General features: G+C 44.9%; 36 protein-coding genes. All 36 read right to left on the bottom strand.

Annotation, left to right across the window (positions count from 1 at the left end; all coding sequences use genetic code 11):
* Positions 1-44: 44 nt before the first annotated feature.
* Positions 45-650 (bottom strand): dephospho-CoA kinase, encoded by a 606-nt coding sequence (gene coaE / locus Q0307_RS02070; RefSeq protein WP_298655747.1) that lies wholly within the window; start codon positions 648-650, stop codon positions 45-47.
* A 70-nt stretch (positions 651-720) separates the two neighbouring features.
* Positions 721-999, bottom strand: coding sequence for a 30S ribosomal protein S20 (gene rpsT / locus Q0307_RS02075; RefSeq protein ID WP_298655750.1), 279 nt, complete (start codon positions 997-999; stop codon positions 721-723).
* Positions 1000-1119: 120 nt separating this feature from the next.
* Positions 1120-1992: a ParB/RepB/Spo0J family partition protein gene (locus Q0307_RS02080; RefSeq protein WP_298655969.1), complete on the bottom strand. Its 873-nt coding sequence runs from the start codon at positions 1990-1992 to the stop codon at positions 1120-1122.
* A complete protein-coding gene (locus Q0307_RS02085; protein ID WP_298655751.1) occupies positions 1983-2777 on the bottom strand; it encodes a ParA family protein in 795 nt (264 codons plus the stop codon). Before Q0307_RS02085 ends, Q0307_RS02080 begins: the two co-directional genes overlap by 10 nt.
* A gap of 22 nt (positions 2778-2799) precedes the next feature.
* Positions 2800-3420 carry a 16S rRNA (guanine(527)-N(7))-methyltransferase RsmG gene (gene rsmG / locus Q0307_RS02090; RefSeq protein ID WP_298655783.1) on the bottom strand — a complete coding sequence of 207 codons (621 nt, stop codon included), beginning with the start codon at positions 3418-3420 and terminating at the stop codon, positions 2800-2802.
* Positions 3420-5315 carry a tRNA uridine-5-carboxymethylaminomethyl(34) synthesis enzyme MnmG gene (gene mnmG / locus Q0307_RS02095; protein WP_298655786.1) on the bottom strand — a complete coding sequence of 632 codons (1896 nt, stop codon included), beginning with the start codon at positions 5313-5315 and terminating at the stop codon, positions 3420-3422. The genes rsmG and mnmG overlap by 1 nt, the downstream gene beginning before the upstream one ends.
* A 30-nt stretch (positions 5316-5345) precedes the next feature.
* Positions 5346-5930 (bottom strand): Uma2 family endonuclease, encoded by a 585-nt coding sequence (locus tag Q0307_RS02100; protein WP_298655789.1) that lies wholly within the window; start codon positions 5928-5930, stop codon positions 5346-5348.
* A gap of 43 nt (positions 5931-5973) precedes the next feature.
* On the bottom strand, positions 5974-7035 hold the full coding sequence (locus Q0307_RS02105; protein WP_298655792.1) for a TIR domain-containing protein: 1062 nt from the start codon (positions 7033-7035) through the stop codon (positions 5974-5976).
* Between the two features lie 103 nt (positions 7036-7138).
* On the bottom strand, positions 7139-8095 hold the full coding sequence (gene bioB, locus Q0307_RS02110; RefSeq protein WP_298655795.1) for a biotin synthase BioB: 957 nt from the start codon (positions 8093-8095) through the stop codon (positions 7139-7141).
* 9 nt (positions 8096-8104) lie between these two features.
* Positions 8105-8482 carry a hypothetical protein gene (locus Q0307_RS02115; RefSeq protein WP_298655798.1) on the bottom strand — a complete coding sequence of 126 codons (378 nt, stop codon included), beginning with the start codon at positions 8480-8482 and terminating at the stop codon, positions 8105-8107.
* A 138-nt stretch (positions 8483-8620) separates the two neighbouring features.
* Positions 8621-9001: a 50S ribosomal protein L17 gene (gene rplQ / locus Q0307_RS02120; RefSeq protein ID WP_298655802.1), complete on the bottom strand. Its 381-nt coding sequence runs from the start codon at positions 8999-9001 to the stop codon at positions 8621-8623.
* A 35-nt stretch (positions 9002-9036) separates the two neighbouring features.
* Positions 9037-10041 carry a DNA-directed RNA polymerase subunit alpha gene (gene rpoA / locus Q0307_RS02125; protein WP_298655805.1) on the bottom strand — a complete coding sequence of 335 codons (1005 nt, stop codon included), beginning with the start codon at positions 10039-10041 and terminating at the stop codon, positions 9037-9039.
* 36 nt (positions 10042-10077) lie between these two features.
* Positions 10078-10698 carry a 30S ribosomal protein S4 gene (gene rpsD, locus Q0307_RS02130; RefSeq protein ID WP_298655808.1) on the bottom strand — a complete coding sequence of 207 codons (621 nt, stop codon included), beginning with the start codon at positions 10696-10698 and terminating at the stop codon, positions 10078-10080.
* A 15-nt stretch (positions 10699-10713) separates the two neighbouring features.
* Complete coding sequence (gene rpsK, locus Q0307_RS02135) at positions 10714-11121, bottom strand: 30S ribosomal protein S11 (RefSeq protein ID WP_298655811.1); 408 nt, start codon at positions 11119-11121, stop codon at positions 10714-10716.
* Positions 11122-11144: 23 nt separating this feature from the next.
* Entirely contained in the window at positions 11145-11501 is a 357-nt protein-coding gene (gene rpsM, locus Q0307_RS02140; protein WP_298610273.1) for a 30S ribosomal protein S13, read from the bottom strand.
* 133 nt (positions 11502-11634) lie between these two features.
* Positions 11635-11751, bottom strand: a complete 117-nt coding sequence (gene rpmJ / locus Q0307_RS02145; protein WP_078923916.1) for a 50S ribosomal protein L36 — start codon at positions 11749-11751, stop codon at positions 11635-11637.
* Positions 11752-11773: 22 nt separating this feature from the next.
* The gene (gene secY / locus Q0307_RS02150) at positions 11774-13111 is read right to left on the bottom strand and encodes a preprotein translocase subunit SecY (RefSeq protein WP_298655814.1); all 1338 of its coding nucleotides are present in this window, start codon (positions 13109-13111) and stop codon (positions 11774-11776) included.
* Between the two features lie 9 nt (positions 13112-13120).
* The gene (rplO, locus tag Q0307_RS02155; protein ID WP_298655816.1) at positions 13121-13555 is read right to left on the bottom strand and encodes a 50S ribosomal protein L15; all 435 of its coding nucleotides are present in this window, start codon (positions 13553-13555) and stop codon (positions 13121-13123) included.
* Between the two features lies 1 nt (position 13556).
* The gene (gene rpmD / locus Q0307_RS02160) at positions 13557-13745 is read right to left on the bottom strand and encodes a 50S ribosomal protein L30 (protein WP_298655818.1); all 189 of its coding nucleotides are present in this window, start codon (positions 13743-13745) and stop codon (positions 13557-13559) included.
* 3 nt (positions 13746-13748) lie between these two features.
* Entirely contained in the window at positions 13749-14258 is a 510-nt protein-coding gene (rpsE, locus tag Q0307_RS02165; RefSeq protein WP_078923920.1) for a 30S ribosomal protein S5, read from the bottom strand.
* A 12-nt stretch (positions 14259-14270) separates the two neighbouring features.
* The gene (rplR, locus tag Q0307_RS02170) at positions 14271-14624 is read right to left on the bottom strand and encodes a 50S ribosomal protein L18 (protein WP_298655821.1); all 354 of its coding nucleotides are present in this window, start codon (positions 14622-14624) and stop codon (positions 14271-14273) included.
* An 11-nt stretch (positions 14625-14635) separates the two neighbouring features.
* Positions 14636-15163, bottom strand: a complete 528-nt coding sequence (rplF, locus tag Q0307_RS02175; RefSeq protein WP_298655824.1) for a 50S ribosomal protein L6 — start codon at positions 15161-15163, stop codon at positions 14636-14638.
* 15 nt (positions 15164-15178) lie between these two features.
* Entirely contained in the window at positions 15179-15574 is a 396-nt protein-coding gene (gene rpsH, locus Q0307_RS02180) for a 30S ribosomal protein S8 (protein ID WP_298655827.1), read from the bottom strand.
* 15 nt (positions 15575-15589) lie between these two features.
* Positions 15590-15895, bottom strand: coding sequence for a 30S ribosomal protein S14 (gene rpsN, locus Q0307_RS02185; protein WP_298655829.1), 306 nt, complete (start codon positions 15893-15895; stop codon positions 15590-15592).
* A 15-nt stretch (positions 15896-15910) separates the two neighbouring features.
* Positions 15911-16450 carry a 50S ribosomal protein L5 gene (rplE, locus tag Q0307_RS02190; RefSeq protein ID WP_298655832.1) on the bottom strand — a complete coding sequence of 180 codons (540 nt, stop codon included), beginning with the start codon at positions 16448-16450 and terminating at the stop codon, positions 15911-15913.
* A gap of 15 nt (positions 16451-16465) precedes the next feature.
* Positions 16466-16786 carry a 50S ribosomal protein L24 gene (rplX, locus tag Q0307_RS02195; protein ID WP_298610292.1) on the bottom strand — a complete coding sequence of 107 codons (321 nt, stop codon included), beginning with the start codon at positions 16784-16786 and terminating at the stop codon, positions 16466-16468.
* Between the two features lie 29 nt (positions 16787-16815).
* The gene (gene rplN, locus Q0307_RS02200; RefSeq protein WP_298610293.1) at positions 16816-17184 is read right to left on the bottom strand and encodes a 50S ribosomal protein L14; all 369 of its coding nucleotides are present in this window, start codon (positions 17182-17184) and stop codon (positions 16816-16818) included.
* 14 nt (positions 17185-17198) lie between these two features.
* A complete protein-coding gene (gene rpsQ, locus Q0307_RS02205; protein WP_298610335.1) occupies positions 17199-17468 on the bottom strand; it encodes a 30S ribosomal protein S17 in 270 nt (89 codons plus the stop codon).
* A gap of 2 nt (positions 17469-17470) precedes the next feature.
* Positions 17471-17668 (bottom strand): 50S ribosomal protein L29, encoded by a 198-nt coding sequence (gene rpmC / locus Q0307_RS02210; protein ID WP_078923929.1) that lies wholly within the window; start codon positions 17666-17668, stop codon positions 17471-17473.
* Entirely contained in the window at positions 17668-18081 is a 414-nt protein-coding gene (gene rplP, locus Q0307_RS02215; RefSeq protein ID WP_078923930.1) for a 50S ribosomal protein L16, read from the bottom strand. Before rplP ends, rpmC begins: the two co-directional genes overlap by 1 nt.
* Positions 18082-18093: 12 nt before the next feature.
* Positions 18094-18792, bottom strand: a complete 699-nt coding sequence (gene rpsC / locus Q0307_RS02220; RefSeq protein WP_078923931.1) for a 30S ribosomal protein S3 — start codon at positions 18790-18792, stop codon at positions 18094-18096.
* A 15-nt stretch (positions 18793-18807) separates the two neighbouring features.
* Positions 18808-19137 (bottom strand): 50S ribosomal protein L22, encoded by a 330-nt coding sequence (rplV, locus tag Q0307_RS02225; RefSeq protein WP_298655840.1) that lies wholly within the window; start codon positions 19135-19137, stop codon positions 18808-18810.
* A gap of 11 nt (positions 19138-19148) precedes the next feature.
* Positions 19149-19424, bottom strand: coding sequence for a 30S ribosomal protein S19 (gene rpsS, locus Q0307_RS02230; protein WP_078923933.1), 276 nt, complete (start codon positions 19422-19424; stop codon positions 19149-19151).
* 12 nt (positions 19425-19436) lie between these two features.
* Complete coding sequence (gene rplB, locus Q0307_RS02235; protein WP_298655843.1) at positions 19437-20264, bottom strand: 50S ribosomal protein L2; 828 nt, start codon at positions 20262-20264, stop codon at positions 19437-19439.
* Positions 20265-20279: 15 nt separating this feature from the next.
* Complete coding sequence (gene rplW / locus Q0307_RS02240) at positions 20280-20573, bottom strand: 50S ribosomal protein L23 (protein ID WP_298655846.1); 294 nt, start codon at positions 20571-20573, stop codon at positions 20280-20282.
* Positions 20570-21172 carry a 50S ribosomal protein L4 gene (rplD, locus tag Q0307_RS02245; RefSeq protein WP_298655849.1) on the bottom strand — a complete coding sequence of 201 codons (603 nt, stop codon included), beginning with the start codon at positions 21170-21172 and terminating at the stop codon, positions 20570-20572. Before rplD ends, rplW begins: the two co-directional genes overlap by 4 nt.
* Positions 21173-21179: the final 7 nt, after the last annotated feature.

Below are 21179 nucleotides of genomic sequence, written 5' to 3' on the forward strand. Positions count from 1 at the left end.
AAGATTAACGTTAAATACTAAAATAAACCTGCCTAAACGGCAAATTAACAACTGGAGAGACCGAGAAATTTCTTATGGAGTTGGTTGACTTGGAGTTCCAGCACTTCTTTACTCGAAGTATTATCTAATAGATCAGTTGCAGCTTGTAGCCTTAAATCACGTGAGGCCTGTATTTGCATAATTTGCTGAGTTTGACTATCTGCAGTTTGATCACGCGCTCGCACCCGCTCTAATTGCTGAAGGGGTAAACAATCAACAACAACGATCCGGTCGAATAAACTTTGATAGCCTTGTTCAACCAGCAGAGGTACATCGACAATCACATAAGCCGCACCCGATTCAAACGCAGTTTGCATCGCTTGTCCAATTCGCGCATAAATAATAGGATGTAAAATACCTTCTAACTGAGTACGTGCTGAGGGATCTTTAAAGATCTGTGCACGCATCCACGCACGATCCAGCTCACCCTCTACAGTAATCGCCTCAGCACCAAAAACAGCAGCAAGCTGCGTTAAGGCTGACTCACCCTTTTGTACGACCTCACGGGCAATGTGATCCGCATCGACAATAGGCACACCTAAAGATCTAAAAATAGCCACTGCACTACTTTTGCCACAACCTATACCGCCGGTTAGGCCCACTTTAAGCATACCAACCTCAATACAAAAAGGCCGATTTGTTTCCAAACCGGCCTTAAGAATTATTTACTACACCCGCAGATTAGGCAGCAGCCGATGCTTGCAGGGCACGAATATGGGCGTTTAAGCGACTTTTAAAACGAGCAGCTTTATTCTTATGAATAATGCCTTTGTCTGCTGTTGAATCAATCACTGGTACTGCAGCTTGATAGGCTGCTAAAGCAGCATCACGATCACCTGCAGCAATTGCATTCAGAACGCCCTTAACAGAAGTGCGCATGCGTGAACGCAGGTGTTTATTATGCATACGGCGCTTTTCATCCTGACGAACGCGCTTTTTCGCTGACTTTATATTAGGCAAGGGTCTTCTCCGCAAAACCGATCTAAAACTAAGCCGCATATTATGCAGATATTCCAAGCCCGCTTCAAGAATTAATCTAGCTCCTGACAAAAAAAGAGCTAAAGGGTCAGCTACTAAAGACTACTCCTCTTCGGCACGCCGAATATGGCTTAAAATTCCGTCTAACTCATCTAGATTATTGTACTCAATCACCATCTTACCGCGCCCACGTTTGTTGTAGCGAATCGCAACACGCGCCCCCAACTGCTCAGTGAGTTGCCGCTCTAGGCGTTGCACATCAACCGAAATGAGCACTTCCTTACGGGGTGGAGTACCGTCCAAGAGATTTTTAACTAAACGTTCGGTCTCACGCACTGATAACTGGCGCTGCACCACTTTCTGTGCAAGTTTTATCTGTAACTCTTCTTGACTTAAGCTCAATAAAGCACGCGCATGCCCCATTTCGAGTAAGCGTTGATCTAAGAGTTGCTTTACTGCTGAACTCAGCTCTAATAAACGCAGTAAATTAGTCACCGCCGCACGCGAACGCCCGACTGCTTCAGCAGTTTGTTGATGAGTCAAACCAAACTCGTCAATTAAGCGTCTTAAAGCTAAGGCCTCTTCTAATGAATTGAGATCTTCGCGCTGAATATTCTCAATTAAAGACATCGCCGCCGCCGCTTGATCAGGAATTTCCCGAATCACGGCAGGAATTGTGGTTAAACCCGCTAATTGAGCTGCACGCCACCGCCGCTCACCGGCAATCAACTCATAGCCACCTAAGCTTAAGCGCCTCACGACAACCGGTTGCACTAAACCCTGGGCTTTAATCGAATCTGCCAATTCTTGCAGGGCTTGTGCATCCATTTGGCTACGCGGCTGATAAGTACCGGGTTGAATTTGCTCAACGGGTAATTTTTGTAGTACTATCTCATCTTCTGGTGGGCTAGATCTGCGTGCTGAACTCAAAAGTACATCCAAGCCCCGCCCTAACCCCGGCTTTTTTACCATGATACAGCCTCTGGTGGTAGCATAGCGCCATTGCGCCGTAACATCTCAGCTGCAAGTGCTAGGTAGGCTAGAGCACCGCGCGAATTTTTATCATATTCCAACACCGGCAATCCATGACTAGGCGCTTCAGCTAAGCGCACATTACGTGGAATCGAGGTATTATAAACTTTATCTTTAAAATGACTTTGCAATTGCTCTGACACATCACGCGCTAGATTGCTGCGTGGATCAAACATAGTACGCACTAAGCCCATCAATTGTAGCTCAGGATTTGCTGTGCTTTTAATCTCATCAATCGTATTCACTAGAGCGCTCAAGCCCTCTAAAGCAAAATACTCGCATTGCATCGGGATCAGCACACTATCCGCAGCGACTAAGGCATTCACTGTCAGCATATTGAGTGAAGGCGGGCAGTCGATAAAAATAAAATCAAACTGTTCACGCAAAGGCTCAATCACCTCGCGCAGGCGATATTCACGCCGGTCTTTTTGCATAAGCTCCACTTCGGCCACCGTCAAATCAGGCGTACCGGGGAGCATAGAAAGCTTTAACTCAGGAATAAATTTAAGGATTTCATGGACTTGAGCTTTGCCGAGCAACACATCATTAAGGGAGAGAAGCTGATTATGTTTTTCTAAGCCCATGCCTGTGGTGGCATTGCCTTGCGGGTCTATATCAATCAACAGGACTTTGCGCTGCATAGCGGCTAAAGAAGCGGCTAAATTAACACTCGTCGTGGTTTTACCAACCCCACCTTTTTGGTTGGCAACTGCGATTACCTTGCTCATGCTTATCTCAATCAAGCACTGCCTAGGCAGTACGGGTAAGTTCTAATAAATGACGCTCAGCCTCTAAGCCGGGGACGCTCAAAGGATGACTACGGACTAATATCCAGCCTGCAGGCAACTCGGCAAGCTCGCTCTCAGGATAGCGACCTTTCATCGCATACAAGCGGCCTTGTGCAGCTAAATGCATACCGCTGACAGTCACAAAATCGGCTAAAGAGGCAAAGGCACGACTGATAATAGCAGCAAACGGCTGGGCTGGCTGCCATTGCTCAACCCGCGCTTGAACTACTTTAAGATTAGTTAAACCCAACTCTAAAGCAGCCTGTTGAATAAAACGGGTTTTTTTACCATTAGTATCTAATAAAGTAAATTCTTGACTGGGACGCAAAATTGCTAAAGGAAGCCCCGGCAAGCCTGCACCACTACCCACATCTAAGCAATGATCCGCCTGAATAAAAGGCACGACGGCCAAGCTATCCCATAAATGCAGCGACAACATCTGTACCGGATCACGTACAGCGGTGAGGTTGTAAACCTTATTCCAGCGTTGCAATAACCCCCAATAAACTTGGAGCTGTTGATCCTGCTGAGCACTCACCGCTAAACATAACTCAGCAGGTACACCCGGCCAAAGTACTTCCATTAGGCTGTCTCACGCATCGAGGCTAAGGACTGTTTTTTTAAATGCACTAGCAAGAGCGAAATCGCCGCCGGTGTGACTCCGGGAATGCGCGAGGCTTGTCCTATACTGGTAGGGCGTTGCGCCAGCAGCTTTTGACGCACCTCATTCGATAAGCCACTGACTTTGTTATAATCAAAATCAGGGGGCAAGCGTGTTTCTTCGTGCCGACGTTGCTTATCAATCTCATTTTGCTGGCGTTCAATATAACCCGCGTATTTACACTGAATTTCTACTTGCTCAGCCACCGCAGGATCAGTCACTTCAGAGCCTACAGCTTCTAAACTCGTGAGATTGGCATAAGTCACATTAGGACGGCGTAGCAGATCATACAGTTTATAATCACGGGTTAAGGTATCACCAAAGACACGCTCGGTATCCTGAACACTCAAACTACCTGGGTGTAAAACTGTGGTGCGCAAGCGTTGTTGCTCTCGTTCAATCGCTTCGCGTTTAGTGCAGAAGGCTGACCAACGCTCATCATCGACTAAACCTAGTTCACGCCCCTGTTCAGTCAGGCGTAAATCTGCATTGTCTTCACGTAACAGTAAACGATGCTCAGCCCGACTGGTAAACATCCGATAAGGCTCTTTAGTACCCAAGGTAATTAGATCATCAACTAACACACCCAAATACGCTTGATCACGTAGCGGATACCAAGCCTCACGCTCTTGCACATACAAGCCAGCATTTAAACCCGCTAATAAGCCTTGGGCAGCCGCCTCTTCATAGCCAGTCGTGCCATTGATTTGCCCTGCAAAAAATAAGCCTTGAATCGCTTTAGTTTCCAAGCTGGGTTTTAAATCACGTGGGTCAAAAAAATCGTATTCAATCGCATAGCCCGGGCGCACGATATGAGCATTTTCCATGCCTTTCATTGAACGCACTAAAGCATATTGCACATCGAAAGGCAGGCTTGTGGAAATCCCGTTCGGGTAAATTTCGTGGGTATCTAAGCCCTCTGGCTCGAGAAAGATTTGGTGACGATCTTTATCGGCAAAGCGCACCACCTTATCTTCAATTGAGGGACAATAGCGTGGACCAATACCTTCAATCACCCCTGTATACATGGGCGAACGATCTAAACCGCCACGAATAATGTCGTGAGTATGTGTATTTGTGTAAGTGATATGACAAGGAATCTGTGCGGGATGCTCTTCCGCTTTCCCTAAGAAAGAAAAGACGGGGGTTGGTGTATCACCTGGTTGCGCTTGCAATTTAGAAAAATCAATCGTGCGCGCATCAATCCGAGGAGGTGTACCGGTTTTTAAACGATCCACTCGAAAGGGCAATTCTCGCAGCCGTTGAGCTAAAGCGATTGAGGGTGGATCACCTGCCCGCCCACCAGAGTGGTTTTCCAAACCAATATGAATCTTGCCACCTAAAAATGTGCCAGTAGTCAAAACAACCGCTCGGGCGCTAAAACTTACGCCCATTTGTGTTACAACACCAGTGACTTGTTCACCTTCGACGAGCAAATCATCCGCAGCTTGCTGAAAAATTTGCAGATTAGGCTGATTTTCGACAATGCTGCGAATCGCCGCTCTATAACGCACACGATCCGCTTGAGCACGTGTTGCACGGACAGCCGGACCTTTGCTGGAATTCAAAATGCGAAACTGAATACCACCGCGATCAGCAGCATGTGCCATTGCGCCACCCAGTGCATCGACCTCTTTGACTAAATGGCCTTTGCCAATTCCGCCAATCGCAGGATTGCAGCTCATTTGACCAATGGTTTCAATATTATGCGTGAGTAAGAGCGTGCGCTGTCCCATGCGTGCGGCTGCTAAGGCCGCTTCTGTACCAGCGTGACCGCCACCGATTACAATCACATCAAAGGTTTGGGGATAACGCATAAATTACTCTTGACAAACCGTATAAACCGATCATTCACTTAGAGCCGAAAAAATACCAGCATAGATCTCAGCTAAGCTTAACTGAGTTTGCACACATGGCAATTGAAAACTAAGTTCTAAACCTTCAAACCACTGAACATCCCATCCACCATCAGGAGAGCGAAAAAATAAATCCACCTCAGGCCGATCTTGTGCCACCAACAAATAGGCTTGCAGGCTCGGTATATTCATATACGATAATAGCTTTTCAGTTCGATCACGCTTTGCTGTAGAGCTAGAAAGCACCTCAACAATTAAGCACGGGTTCTCTAAATAATACTCGTTGCTATCATCAACTGAACAACCGACTACTACATCGGGATAATAATAGTTTTTGCGATGACTCACACGAACTTTGACATCTGAACTATACACTCGGCAGGTTTTTCCTTTCAAAGCGCTGTGACAATGTGCAAAAACATTCCCTGCAATTGCATTGTGCTGTCTGCTTGATCCCGCCATAGATATTACCTGTCCATCGATCAGTTCATGACGAATATCAGCGTTTTTTTCAAAATCTAAATATTCCTGCTCAGACATTGGAGCGTCTAATGAGGATTGTTTTAAAGCTGACATACACACTCCGAATAATACTCACCAATTAACTTTATTTAAGCAGCTAATCTAGACTACGAACTAGCCTCACAGGATACTTCAACTCTGTATTTAGTATCATTTGACTCAAGCCCACTCCAAAATCTGTTGCCCAATAATAAATTTTACCCTCAATTTCTCTTTGTTCACCCGACCAAGAATAAAGGGCAGGAGTATTTGGAAATGATTGTATGTTAATAGTAGGCTTTTGATATTTTTTATTAGCTTCTTCAGTCTCACCACACCCATCATAGGTTTTATTACCGATCTCAGATACAATAACACCGTTACTACAAAACACTAAAGAATGTAACTCTTCTCTTGTCGGTAAGCGCCAATCATCGTAGCCAGCAAAACTAATAGTGCCTCTAAAATTTATTAAGGCATCTTGCACTGTGTATTTCGTTGCAAAACCTGTACAGTTTTCCCCCTTTAACCCCTCACTGCATTTCTTCCACATCAAATTAGTTTTGGTATCTGTGATTGCTCCATTGCCATGATCAATATAACGATTACTCTTAAATAGTGAGGTCGTTAATGTATCGACTGCAGACCCTAAATACCTTTGATACAAAAGCACAACACCTATCCCAACTAACATAGCAAGTAGAATCGCAACATTAAATAACACTTTATTAGTTTTCTTTAATCCTGAAGACTGTTGGGAGAAATTTAGTGAGCTATATGGTAGGTTATATGGGCTAGAGCACAATCGTTTGATAGCCGTTAAGAGCCTTTGAAAACTAGAGTCACACGGGTCTCCTTGCCAATTGCTTAAGTCTTCAGTATGTAAGGTATTAAATGGTGGTGGAATCTCTACCACTTTTAACCGCACTGGTAGCAAACAGCTATCTGCCAAAGCAGCCTCTGCACGAACCCACTTTGAATCTATTGAAGATTGCGACCATAGGACAATAGTACATTTAGCTAGCTTAATTGCCTGCTGAATTTCAAGTGAAAAATCTTGACCACCGTGCAATGAATTAGTATCTCGCCACACAGAATAGCCGTACCACTCTAAAAGATAGGTAAATTTTTGAGCATACTCGGAGTCCTGACGGCTATAACTAATAAAAATATCGGACATACATAATTGCTCTAGACCTAGAACCAGTAAAGTATAAAACAAACATTACGGAAAACGGCTATCGTCACTCAACTTATTAGTCGCTAAACTTCATTTTCATACACTATGATGAACCAGCCTCGGGTTGGATGCCTAAACGCGCAAACAGTTGCATATCATGATTCTCGTCTGGATTATCTGTTGTTAACAAACGCTCACCGTAAAACATCGAGTTCGCGCCTGCAAAGAAGCACCATGCTTGAGTTTCATCACTCATTTCGGTACGCCCAGCCGACAATCGGACATAAGACTTTGGCATTAGAATGCGCGCTACGGCAATGGTACGAATAAAATCTAACGGATCTAATTTATCATTCGCCGCTAACGGTGTACCTTCAATCCGCACTAAATCATTGATAGGTACTGACTCAGGATGCTGCTTCATATTCGCCAATTGCTGTAAAAGACGCGCACGATCCCGCTCTGTCTCACCCATCCCTAAGATACCACCACTACACACATTAATGCCTGCATTACGCACATACTCAAGTGTATCTAAACGATCCTGATAAGTACGAGTGGTGATAACTTGCCCGTAGAATTCCGGTGAGGTATCTAAATTATGATTGTAGTAATCCAAACCTGCATGCTTTAAGCGCTGTGCTTGGTGACCCGTCAGCATCCCCAAAGTCACACAAGTTTCCATGCCTAAATCTTTCACCGAGCTGACCATTTCGATCACGCGTTCTAAATTCTTGTCGGTGGGATTACGCCATGCAGCTCCCATACAAAAGCGAGTGGCACCATTCGCTTGGGCAGTTTTAGCAGCGGCAATCACTTCGTCCAGCGGCATTAAACGCTCGGTTTGCAAATCGGTATCGTAGCGCGCACTTTGTGAACAATAACTACAATCCTCAGGACAAGCACCGGTTTTAATACTAAGGAGTGTACTAATTTGTACGTGATTGACCGTGAAATTTTGCCGGTGAATCTGATGTGCTTTAAACATCAAATCATTGAAAGGCAAGGTAAATAGAGCTTGAATCTCTTCAAGCTGCCAGTCATGGCGTAATTTAGTCACACTCAACCCTCACTTCTCAATTTTAACATCATGCCATGGTTCTTTATTGATCTTCATAATCTGGATAACTGCTAAAGGAATAATCACAACAGCACAAACCACCCATAAATGAACCCAATACTTTACAAAAAAGTCACCGGGTGCAAAGGTTAACACGGGTACTAGCAAACCTGCCAAGCCATAATAATGATAAGCAGCAATTTGCGTGTAATAACCTACCCGTGGATTGGGATGATGACGGAACATAGCATAAACAAACATGGACGCACCAAACCAGAGAATGAAAATCGGAAAGGGAATGAGTACAGCTAAAATATTCCCAAAATAGAAAATTCGCGCTGTTTTGCGAGAGCTTTCAGCGGTAATAATTTCGGCTTTTGTACTCATGATTCACAGTATCCTTTATTAGAAAGCGCTTAAGTCTAGTGAGCTTGATGCAACTGTCAATGATACAGAACAAATGACATGCAAGAAAAAAGCCGGCTATTAAACCGGCTTTTTATTCTTATCGACTAAGCTTAGTACTTATTCAGCAGCTTGAGCTTCGCCAGCACCATCTACTAAAGAAACATAGGCCATCGGCGCATTATCACCCGCACGGAAACCGCACTTAATGATACGCAAGTAGCCGCCTGGACGCTGCTTATAGCGTGGGCCTAATTCAGTGAATAACTTAGCGACAACGGTTTCATCACGTAAACGTGCGAAAGCAATCCGGCGGTTATGTACTGAATCTTCTTTAGAACGAGTAATTAAAGGCTCAGCCACGCGACGTAATTCTTTCGCTTTTGGTAGAGTCGTTTTAATCGCTTCGTAGCGCAGTAATGAGTTGGTCAGGCTCTGTAACAATGCTTTGCGATGGCTGCTGTTACGGCTTAATTGACGACCAGTTTTACGATGACGCATCTTAAAATCCTTCAGGCGCTAGGCTAACCTTACGGTTACCCTACTTTACTATCTTTGTGATCGAGACCAGCAGGCGGCCAATTATCCAGCTTAGTTCCCAGAGTCAAACCGTGTGAAGCCAAGACATCTTTAATTTCAGTTAAAGATTTTTTACCCAAGTTTGGTGTCTTTAAAAGTTCAGTTTCTGTACGTTGCACTAAATCACCGATATAGAATAAATTCTCAGCTTTCAGGCAGTTAGCAGAACGAACTGTTAACTCGAGGTCATCCACTGGACGCAGCAGAACCGGATCAACTTCAGGTTGATTGTCGATGTGACGGATTGGCTCTTCAATGTGTAGATCAAAGAAAACGGCTAATTGCTGCTGCAGAATTTGCGCAGCCATACTCAATGCATTTTCTGCATCGATTGAACCATCAGTTTCAATCTCAACAATCAGCTTATCCATATCCGTGCGTTGCTCAACCCGCGCGCTATCTACATTGTAGGCAACACGTAAAATTGGGCTGTAACTGGCATCTAACACCAAAGTACCTAAAGGTAACTCTGGGGAATCTGGGCCACGGCGGACGGAAGCGGGTTGATAACCACGACCACTGGTGATCGTTAAGTTCATTTCCAACTCGACATCGTCCTTAGTAATGTGAGCAATCACATAATTAGGATCAATGATTTCAACATCATGATCTAATTCAATGTCTGCCGCTGTTACCGGACCTTTACCTTTTTTCTTCAGGGTTAAGGTTGCCTCATCACGTGAATTCAAACGTACCGCTAACTTTTTCAGATTGAGCAGGATTTCAACTACATCCTCCTGCACACCTTCAATCGTTGTGTACTCATGAACAACACCGGCAATTTGTACTTCCGTAATTGCACTGCCCGGGATCGAGGACAGCAGAATACGTCGCAGGGCATTACCCAGCGTGTGTCCAAAACCGCGCTCCAGAGGCTCTAGAGTGATACGGGATGTGTTTAGCCCCAACTCCTGAACCTGGACATTACGTGGTTTCAGTAAATCAATCGTTTTTGAGGTCATGCTAGTCCCTGTAATCGTTGACGAGTCGGTTGAAAATTACTTAGAGTACAATTCAACAATCAATGACTCATTAATTTCAGCAGGTAGATCAGCACGATCTGGAGCAGACTTGTAAGTCCCTTGTAACTCTTTCACGTTAACATCTACCCATGACGGGAAGCCTAATTGCTCAGCTACTTTAATGGAGTCTTGCACGCGAACTTGCTTTTTCGCTTTTTCACGTACAGAGATCAGATCGCCCGCTTTTACTTGGTAAGAAGCAATGTTGACGATTTTACCATTAACTAGAATTGCTTTATGGCTAACGAGCTGACGAGACTCAGAGCGCGTTGCACCGAAACCCATACGATACACTACGTTATCCAAACGCCCTTCTAATAAGCGCAACAGGTTTTCACCGGTAGAGCCTTTCTGTTGAGCTGCTTTTTTGAAGTAATTACTGAATTGACGCTCAAGCACACCATAAATACGACGTACTTTTTGCTTTTCACGTAACTGAACACCATAGTCTGAAAGACGACCACGGCCTTCACCATGTTGACCCGGTTTTTTATCCAGTTTACATTTTTTCTCAAGAGACACACCGCGGCTCTTAAGATAAAGATCTGTACCTTCGCGTCTGCTCAGCTTACAGGTAGGTCCAATATATCTTGCCATTGTTAACTGCTCCCGTTACACACGACGCTTCTTAGGCGGACGGCAACCATTATGAGGAATGGGTGTAACATCCGTAATGTTGGTAATTTTGTAGCCTACATTATTTAAGGCACGTACTGCAGATTCACGACCAGGACCTGGACCTTTGACTTCAACATCTAAGTTTTTCAGGCCATATTCTTTAGCTGCGGTCCCTGCACGCTCAGCTGCAACTTGCGCCGCAAATGGAGTGCTTTTACGTGAGCCACGGAAACCTGAACCACCTGCAGTCGCCCATGCTAAGGCATTACCTTGACGGTCAGTAATGGTAACAATGGTATTGTTAAAAGACGCAAAGATGTGTGCAACACCATCAGTAACCGTCTTTTTAACTTTTTTAGCGCGCGCATTGGCAACGCTCTTTTTGGTTGGCTGTTTTGCCATAACTTAACTATCCTGTAACCTGATCACTTACGGATTGGACGGCGCGGCCCTTTACGGGTGCGAGCATTAGTTTTGCTACGTTGTCCACGTACGGGAAGACCACGTCTATGACGGACGCCACGATAGCAGCCCATATCCATTAAGCGTTTAATGCTCATGGAAACTTCACGACGCAGATCGCCTTCGACCAGGAACTTAGCGACTTCAGCGCGAACTCGTTCTAATTGTTCTTCGTTCAAGTCACGAATCTTAGTTTGCGGTTCGATACCAGCCGCTTTACAAATGTCTTGAGCGCGCGGACGCCCAATTCCGTAAATAGCTGTCAAACCAATGACAGTATGCTTATTTACAGGAAGATTAATACCCGCAATACGAGCCATTAAAGATATTCTCCAGATTCTCGGAAAAGCCGGCGATTATGCCGAAACTTTTACTATTTATCAACAAATAACCCCTGCCGAGGCAGAGGTCATTTACGGTCCTTACCCTAACAAGAGTAAGAACAATCTGTTTTTAACCCTGACGTTGTTTATGACGCGGATCAGACGAGCAGATTACACGTACTACCCCACTGCGACGAATAATACGGCAGTTACGGCATAATTTTTTTACAGAAGCTCTAACCTTCATGACAACCTCTTCACTAAATCAATTAACGCACTGTGCTAGGACGAGTTTGCGTTTTGAAATTGGCTTTCTTCATCAGGCCTTCGTACTGATGTGACATCATGTGTGCTTGCAATTGAGATAAGAAATCCATAACGACAACCACGATTATTAACAATGATGTACCACCCCAACCTAAGATTAAAAACTCGGGCAATAAGCACACTAAAGTAATATAGATTGCACCAACGCCAGTTAGACGAGTCATAACACCATCAATATATTTGGCAGTTTGCTCACCTGGACGAATACCAGGAATAAAAGCACCTGCTTTCTTTAAATTGTCTGCAGTTTCCCGTGAGTTGAAGACTAAGGCTGTATAGAAGAAGGAGAAAAACACAATAGCCATTGCATAAAACAACACATAGAGTGGCTGCCCAGGCTGTAGCATATTGACGAAATTTTGGATGATACCTGTACCATCAGAACCGCTAAACCAATGCCCTAAAGTAGCAGGAAACAAGATAATACTAGAAGCAAAAATAGGTGGGATTACGCCTGCCATATTGAGCTTCAAAGGCAAATGACTAGACTGACCCGCATACATTTTCCGTCCTTGCTGACGATTAGCATAGTTAACCGTAATCCGCCGCTGCCCACGCTCAACAAAGATAACGAAGGCAGTCACAATGATGACTAACACCATCAACAAGATAACAAAGAAAGGAGATAATTCACCAGTATTTACTAGCTCCAAGGTACCTGCAACAGCTGCTGGTAACCCAGCCACAATGCCAGCAAAGATAATCAATGAAATACCATTACCAATACCGCGTTCAGTAATTTGCTCGCCTAACCACATTAGGAATAAAGTTCCAGTGACTAAAGTAACTACTGTTGTCAGAATAAAGCCGTAACCCGGGTTGATAGCTATGGTTTGACCACCACCAATATCTTGACCACCTAGGGCGATAGCGACACCTAAACTTTGAAACAAGGCCAAAGCCACCGTCCCATAGCGCGTATATTGCGTTATCTTGCGTCTACCGGTTTCACCTTCCTTCTTGAGTTGTTCAAGGGAGGGAATAACTGTCGTCATTAACTGAATAATGATAGATGCTGAGATATAAGGCATTACGCCTAAGGCGAATACACTTAGACGCTCTAAAGCACCACCGGAGAACATATTGAAGACGCCAAGGATGGTACCACTGTTTTGCTCAAAAAATTGAGACATCGCCAGTGGATTCACACCTGGAACAGGAATGAAAGTACCAATCCGATAAACAATCAAGGCCAGCAGCACAAAAACGAGCCGCTGACGCACTTCAGCTATGTTGCCAAATCCTGCAAAGGATCCGGTTGAAGCAGGTGACTTTGCCATTTTTAGTAATTATTCCTCGATTTTGCCGCCCACGGCTTCAATCGCTGATTTAGCACCTTTAGTAGCGCCTACACCTTGCAGGGTGAAAGCTTTTTCGACTTTACCAGATAAAATAACTTTAGCTTGTAAAGTACGTGCTGGGATAACATTAGCTGCTTTTAAAGAAGCCAAGCTAATCACATCACCTTCAACTTTTGCTAATTCGTCTAAACGAATCTCAGCGGTACGCGCACCAATCCGGGAGATAAAGCCCATTTTTGGTAGACGACGTTGCAAAGGCATTTGACCGCCCTCGAAACCGACTTTATGGAAACCGCCAGCACGTGATTTTTGCCCTTTATGACCGCGGCCTGCCGTTTTACCCAAGCCTGAACCAATACCACGACCTACACGTGTACGCGCAGGACGGCTACCAGCGGCTGGTTGTAAGGTATTTAGTTTCATCTTAAGCTTCCTCAACCTTAAGCAGGTAAGAAATTTTATTGATCATGCCACGATTTTCTGGTGTATCAATAACTTCTACCATGCGATTCATACGACGAATGCCTAAGCCGCTTGCGCATTGCTGATGGCTTTTCAGACGACCACTAATGCTACGCACTAGGGTCAATTTAATTTTTTTAACTTCTGACATGGCTTATCCTTTGATCTCTTCAACGGTTTTGCCACGCTTAGCTGCAATCATTTCTGGAGCATGCATAGAAGCTAAACCGCCAATCGTAGCGCGGATGACGTTGCCTGCGTTCCGTGTACCAATACACTTAGATAGAACGTTTTTCACTCCAGCCACCTCAAGCACGGCACGCATTGCACCACCGGCGATAACACCCGTACCTTCAGAAGCAGGTTGCATAAACACAGTCGCAGCGCCAGAGGAATACTTGATTGGATACTGTAAAGTACCATCCACTAAAGCGACATTAACCATACTTTTACGAGCCTGTTCCATCGCTTTTTGGATCGCAGCTGGCACTTCACGTGCTTTGCCATAACCAAAACCAACGCGGCCATTGCCATCACCTACTACTGTTAAAGCAGTAAAACTGAAGATACGGCCACCCTTAACTACTTTAGAAACGCGGTTAACATGAACCAACTTTTCCTGCAGGCCGTCTGTTGACGCTGTTGTATTTTCTACCTTTGCCATAAGACTTAACCCTTAGAATTTCAAGCCAGCTTCACGAGCAGCATCTGCTAAAGCTTTGATACGGCCATGATATTTAAAACCGGAACGGTCAAAGGCTACTGCCTCAACACCTTGGGCTCTAGCACGCTCAGCGACTAATTTGCCAACGGCTGCTGCTGCATCCACATTACCGGTATAATCTAATGAACCACGCAAATCTTTTTCTACTGTAGAAGCACTAGCAATTACTTTATCCCCTTCGGGCGTAATAATTTGTGCATAGATATGACGTGGCGTGCGATGTACGCACAAACGTGTAGCACGTAACTCACGCATTTTACTACGTGCTGTTTTGCTACGACGAATACGACTTAATTTCTTTTCCATGCTAGGCTACCTTACTTCTTCTTGGCTTCTTTACGGATGATCTTTTCATCAACGTATTTCACACCTTTACCTTTGTAAGGTTCTGGTGGACGATAGGCACGCACTTCGGCAGCGACTTGACCTACTTTCTGTTTGTCAACGCCACGGATAATAATGTCAGTCTGGCTTGGAGTTTCTACCGTAATGCCAGCGGGTACTTCATACACGACTGGATGAGAGAAACCTAAAGACAGATTTAACTTACTACCTTGAGCTTGTGCACGATAACCAACACCAACCAGTTGTAGTTTCTTTTCGAAACCTTCACTGACACCTTTAACCATACTAGTGGTTAAAGCAGAAGTTGTACCAGCTAAAGCCCATGCACTTTCAGCACGTGGGCGGAAACTCAATACATTGTTTTCTTGGGTAACTTCTACATCTGTATGGACATTTAGTTCTAAAGAACCTTTAGAACCTTTGACATTCAGACGCTGCCCGTCAATTTTGACCTCAACACCATTCGGTACTGTCAGGCCTCTTTTCGCGATACGTGACATGAGAATCTGCCTACCTTACTCAACCACACAGATGACTTCGCCACCTTGACCAATAGCACGTGCTGCACGATCACTCATGACACCTGCAGAGGTGGAAACGATAGCCACACCATAACCACCCATGACTTTAGGCAGTTCATCTTTGCCGCGAAATACACGCAGACCAGGACGGCTAGTGCGAGCAATTCGGCTAATAACAGGCTTGCCTTGGAAGTATTTTAACTTCACGGTAGTGACAGGCTTACCGCCATTCTCATCTACATCATAACCAAGGATATAACCTTCGTTCAGTAATACTTCCAAAATCGCTTTCTTTTGCTTAGAAGCTGGGAAAGAGACTGTGGCTTTGCTAGCTGCTTGACCGTTACGAATGCGCGTCAGCATATCGGCAATAGGATCACTCATACTCATGATATTTTTCTCCTCTTACCAACTAGCTTTAGTTAAACCGGGAACATCACCACGCATGGCAGCTTCACGTAATTTGTTACGGCATAGGCCAAACTTACGATAAACACCATGTGGGCGACCTGTCACATTGCAACGACGTTGCTTACGCACTGTACTGCTGTCACGGGGTAACTTTTGCAGAGCAGTACTCGCTGCCAATACCTCTTCAAGAGAACTAGCTGGGCTTGCAATGACTTTTTTCAGTTGAGCACGCTTGTCAACAAACTTAGCGGCTATTTCGGCACGCTTAACTTCACGTGCAATCATGGATTTCTTTGCCATGTAACTCGTATCCTCTTACTGTCTGAAAGGGAATTTGAAGGCTTCAAGTAGAGCCCGTCCCTCTTCGTCAGTCTTAGCAGTAGTGGTAATGGTAATATTCATACCGCGTAGAGCGTCGATTTTATCGTAATCAATCTCAGGGAAAATGATTTGCTCTTTAACGCCCATGTTGTAGTTACCACGGCCATCAAAACCTTTTGGGTTAAGACCACGGAAGTCACGGATACGAGGAATAGATACGTTGATTAAACGATCTAAAAACTCATACATGCGCTCACGACGCAAGGTTACCTTACAACCAATTGGCCAGTTGTCGCGAATTTTAAAACCTGCAATCGATTTGCGGCTTAGCGTGACAACGGGTTTTTGACCAGCGATTTTTGTCATATCATTGACTGCATGCTCAATGACTTTTTTATCCCCGACCGCCTCACCTAAACCCATATTTAGAGTGATTTTAGTGATACGAGGGATCTCCATTACATTTTGTGTACCGAGCTTTTCTGTCAGTTCTTTAATGACAGTTTCACGGTAATATTGCTGTAACCTTGCCATGAAATATTTTACCTATTAAGCGTCTACGCGCTCACCGTTGGATTTGAAGACACGGATTTTCTTGCCATCTTCCAGGAGCTTGAATCCAATCCGATCACCCTTGCCAGTGGCCGGGTTGACTAACATCACATTAGAAGCTTGGATGGGCATCTCTTTTTCGACCACACCACCTTGCACACCTAATGTTGGATTTGGTTTTTGATGTTTCTTTACAACATTAACACCTTTGACCAAAACTTTACCGGTTGCCAGAACTTGCATCACAGAACCACGGCGCCCTTTGTCTTTGCCTGTAATGACAACAACTTGGTCGTTTTTACGAATCTTTTGCATCACTTCACCTACGCTATGTCAGCTCAGCCGTCTTAAAGCACTTCTGGTGCCAGCGAGATAATCTTCATAAAACGGTCACCACGCAATTCACGAGTAACCGGGCCAAAGATACGAGTTCCAATAGGCTCTAACTTGTTATTCAGTAATACGGCTGCATTACCATCAAAACGAATAACAGAGCCATCGTTACGACGTACACCCTTAGCAGTACGAACGATAACGGCGTTGTACACGTCACCTTTCTTCACTTTGCCGCGTGGAATAGCATCTTTAATACTTACTTTGATTACATCGCCAATATTGGCATAGCGACGATGTGAACCACCTAAAACCTTGATACACATTACGCGACGTGCACCACTGTTATCTGCGATTTGCAGCATTGATTGCATCTGGATCATGTCTATTCTCCGTCTTAGGCTTCGCCAGCTGCACGCTCGACGACCTTAACCAAAGTCCAGTGCTTGGTCTTTGACAGAGGGCGGCACTCTTTAAAACTCACAGTGTCGCCAACCTTGCACTCATTATTCTCATCATGAACATGATACTTTTTAGAACGCTTAATAAACTTTCCATAAATAGGATGCTTTACTTGACGCTCCATCAATACCACGATGGATTTATCCATTTTGTCGCTGATGACGCGCCCCATCAAACTGCGTTCGACTTTAACTTCTTCGCTCATCATCATTTACCTGCAACTTTCTTTTCTGACAGAATCGTTTTAATACGTGCAATTTCAAGACGCACACGTTTCATTTCTGAAGGACGTGACAACTGGCCAGCAGCCTGTTGCATACGCAATTTAAATTGCTCTTTCAGGTTTTCAGTCAGTTCAGACTTAAGCTCATCAACGGACTTTTGACGTAATTCTACTGCTTTCATCACATCACCTGACGGGAAACGAATGCTGTTTTAAACGGTAATTTGGCTGCTGCTAAGCGGAAAGCTTCACGCGCCATTTCTTCACTCACACCTTGCATCTCATATAAGACTAGGCCGGGTTGTACTAGGGCTACCCAGTATTCAACGTTACCTTTACCTTTACCCATACGGACTTCTAAAGGTTTTTTGCTAATCGGTTTGTCAGGGAATACACGAATCCACAACTTACCCCCACGACGTACATGACGGTTAATTGCACGACGTGCTGATTCAATTTGGCGAGCCGTCATCCGGCCACGCTCTAATGCTTTTAATCCGTATTCGCCAAAGCTAACTGCATTACCTGCTTGAGCTAAGCCGCGATTACGGCCTTTGTGCATTTTACGGAATTTGGTTCTTTTGGGCTGTAACATCTCAAACCTCTATCACTTCTTCTTTCTAGCCTGCTGGTTATTTGCATTCCCAGAGTTAGATTGTTTCTGTTCAAGGTCAAAGACCTCACCCTTGAAAATCCAAACTTTCACACCGATGATGCCATAAGTTGTTAAGGCTTCAGCCGTTGCGTAGTCGATATCAGCACGCAGTGTATGCAATGGAACACGACCTTCACGATACCATTCGGTACGCGCAATTTCTGCACCATTCAAACGACCTGCAACGCTGACTTTGATACCCAACGCGCCTAAACGCATGGCATTGCTCACAGCACGCTTCATCGCACGACGGAACATAATCCGACGCTCAAGCTGACTAGTGATACTTTCTGCAACCAACTGAGCATCTAATTCAGGCTTGCGAATTTCTTCAATGTTTAATTTCACATTGTTGACATGCAGCCCCATGATGCTAGCAACATCAGCGCGTAACTTCTCAATATCCTCACCTTTCTTGCCGATAACCATACCGGGACGAGCTGTGTGGATAGTGATGAAAGCAGACTTAGCCGGACGCTCAATTTGAATACGACTGACTGAAGCTTCTTTCAGTTTTTTCTTTAAAAATGCACGAACTTCTAAATCTTTATGTAGAAATTCTGCATAATCTTTACCTTCTGCATACCACTTTGAACGCCAATCAGATGCGATGCCAAGACGGATGCCAGTTGGATGTACTTTTTGACCCATATTTAACCTCTGACCTCAATCGCCAACAGCGACAGTGATATGACTGGTACGTTTCAAAATGCGATTTCCACGACCTTTGGCACGAGGCATCATACGTTTCATGATCGGCCCCTGATCGACAAAAATCGTTTTTACAGAAAGCTCATCCACATCTGCACCATCGTTATGCTCAGCATTAGCAATCGCAGATTCGAGTACTTTCTTAATGATTTCAGCGCCTTTTTTCGGGCTGAACGTCAAAATTTCTAAAGCTTTGCCAACAGGTAGACCACGAATCTGATCGGCAACTAATCGACCTTTCTGAGGCGAAATACGCGCAAAGCGCAAGCGAGCTGCAACTTCCATATTTATACCCCTTACTTCTTCGATTTCTTGTCAGCAGCATGACCACGATAAGAACGGGTAGCTGCAAACTCACCCAACTTGTGGCCAACCATATTTTCATTAACCAACACAGGTACGTGTTGTTTGCCATTATGCACAGCAATCGTCAAACCAACCATATCTGGCAGGATCATTGAGCGGCGAGACCAAGTCTTAATCGGCTTGCGATCATTTTTGGCAACCGCAGCTTCAACCTTACTCATCAAATGATGGTCAACGAATGGACCTTTCTTTAGTGAACGTGGCACGACTTAATCCCCTTACTTTTTGTTCCGGCGACGTACGATCATCTTATCAGTACGCTTATTACTACGAGTCTTATAACCCTTGGTTGGAACACCCCAAGGTGTTACTGGATGACGACCACCAGAGGTACGACCTTCACCACCACCGTGTGGATGGTCAACTGGGTTCATAGCGACACCGCGCACGGTTGGACGCACACCACGCCACCGCTTGGCACCTGCTTTACCCAGTTTAGTCAAACCATGTTCTGAGTTGCCGACTTCACCGATAGTGGCACGGCACTCAGATAATACTTTACGCATTTCACCAGAGCGTAAACGCAAGGTTGCGTAGTTACCTTCTTTAGCTACCAACTGAACGGATGCACCTGCGCTACGCGCTAATTGAGCACCTTTGCCCGGACGCATTTCCACACAATGAATGACAGAACCGACTGGAATATTCCGTAGTGGCAAAGAGTTACCCACTGCAATAGGAGCATGTTGACCAGAAAGAATAGAATCGCCAGCAGATAAGTTTTTTGGGGCGATAATATAACGACGCTCACCATCCGCGTAAAGCACTAATGCAATATTCGCACTACGATTAGGATCGTATTCTAAATGCTCAACGCGTCCTGGAATTTCATCTTTACGCCGCTTGAAATCCACCAAGCGATAATGTTGACGATGGCCACCACCGATGTGGCGCACAGTCATTCGACCGCGATTATTACGCCCACCGCTTTTGGTTTTCCGCTCCAGTAGGCTTTTGCAAGGTGCACCCGTGTGCAACTCCTTATTAACAACATGGACCTGGAAGCGACGCCCTGGGGATGTTGGTTTTGCCTTAACGACTGCCATGACTAATCCTTAACCTTATTCAGCGGAAGCATCGAGAGATTGACCTTCAGCCAAGCGCACATACGCTTTTTTCCAGTCACTACGTTGACCGGCACGGCGACCAAAGTTCTTCTGCTTACCTTTAACATTGACAGTCCGCACTTGATCAACTACGACCTCGAACAACAACTGAACTGCCTCTTTAATGTCTTCCTTAGTCGCATTTTTAGCAACTTTGAACACATATTGATTTGCTGACTCAGTAGCAGCGACGCTCTTTTCGGTCATGCGTGGAGCCAACAGTACTTTGTATAAACGTTCTTGGCTCATGCCAACCACTCCTGAATCTTTTCTACCGCTGAGCGAGTCATTACAACTTTCTCGTGGCCAACCAAGCTCACTGGATTCAACTCAGTTACTGAAGTAACTTCACAATAAGGAATATTGCGCGCTGCCAGTAAGACATTGACATCAGCCACATCAGATACTAACAATACATCGTTAGTACCGTAATCTTTTAATTTTGTAACCATCAATTTAGTCTTAGAGTCTTCTAAGCTAATTGAATCAACAATTACAAAACGTTCTTGACGTACTAACTCAGATAAAATGGCGCGCATAGCAGCACGATACATTTTCTTATTGAGTTTTTGCTCAAAACTACGAGGGCGAGCGGCAAAAGTCACACCACCAGTACGCCACAAAGGGCCACGGGTAGTACCTGCACGTGCACGGCCTGTACCTTTTTGGCGGAAAGGCTTCAGACCACCACCACTAACATCAGAACGATTCTTTTGGGCTTTAGTGCCAGAACGGCCTGCTGCCATATAGGCAACCACTGCTTGATGCACTAAGCCCTCATTAAATTCGCGGTTAAACACCACTTCATTTACGGTAAGGGTGCCGCCGTTTGCTACTTGCAATTCCATACCTAAA

Source organism: uncultured Thiothrix sp., assembly GCF_937873765.1.
In the GTDB taxonomy this organism is placed as follows: domain Bacteria; phylum Pseudomonadota; class Gammaproteobacteria; order Thiotrichales; family Thiotrichaceae; genus Thiolinea.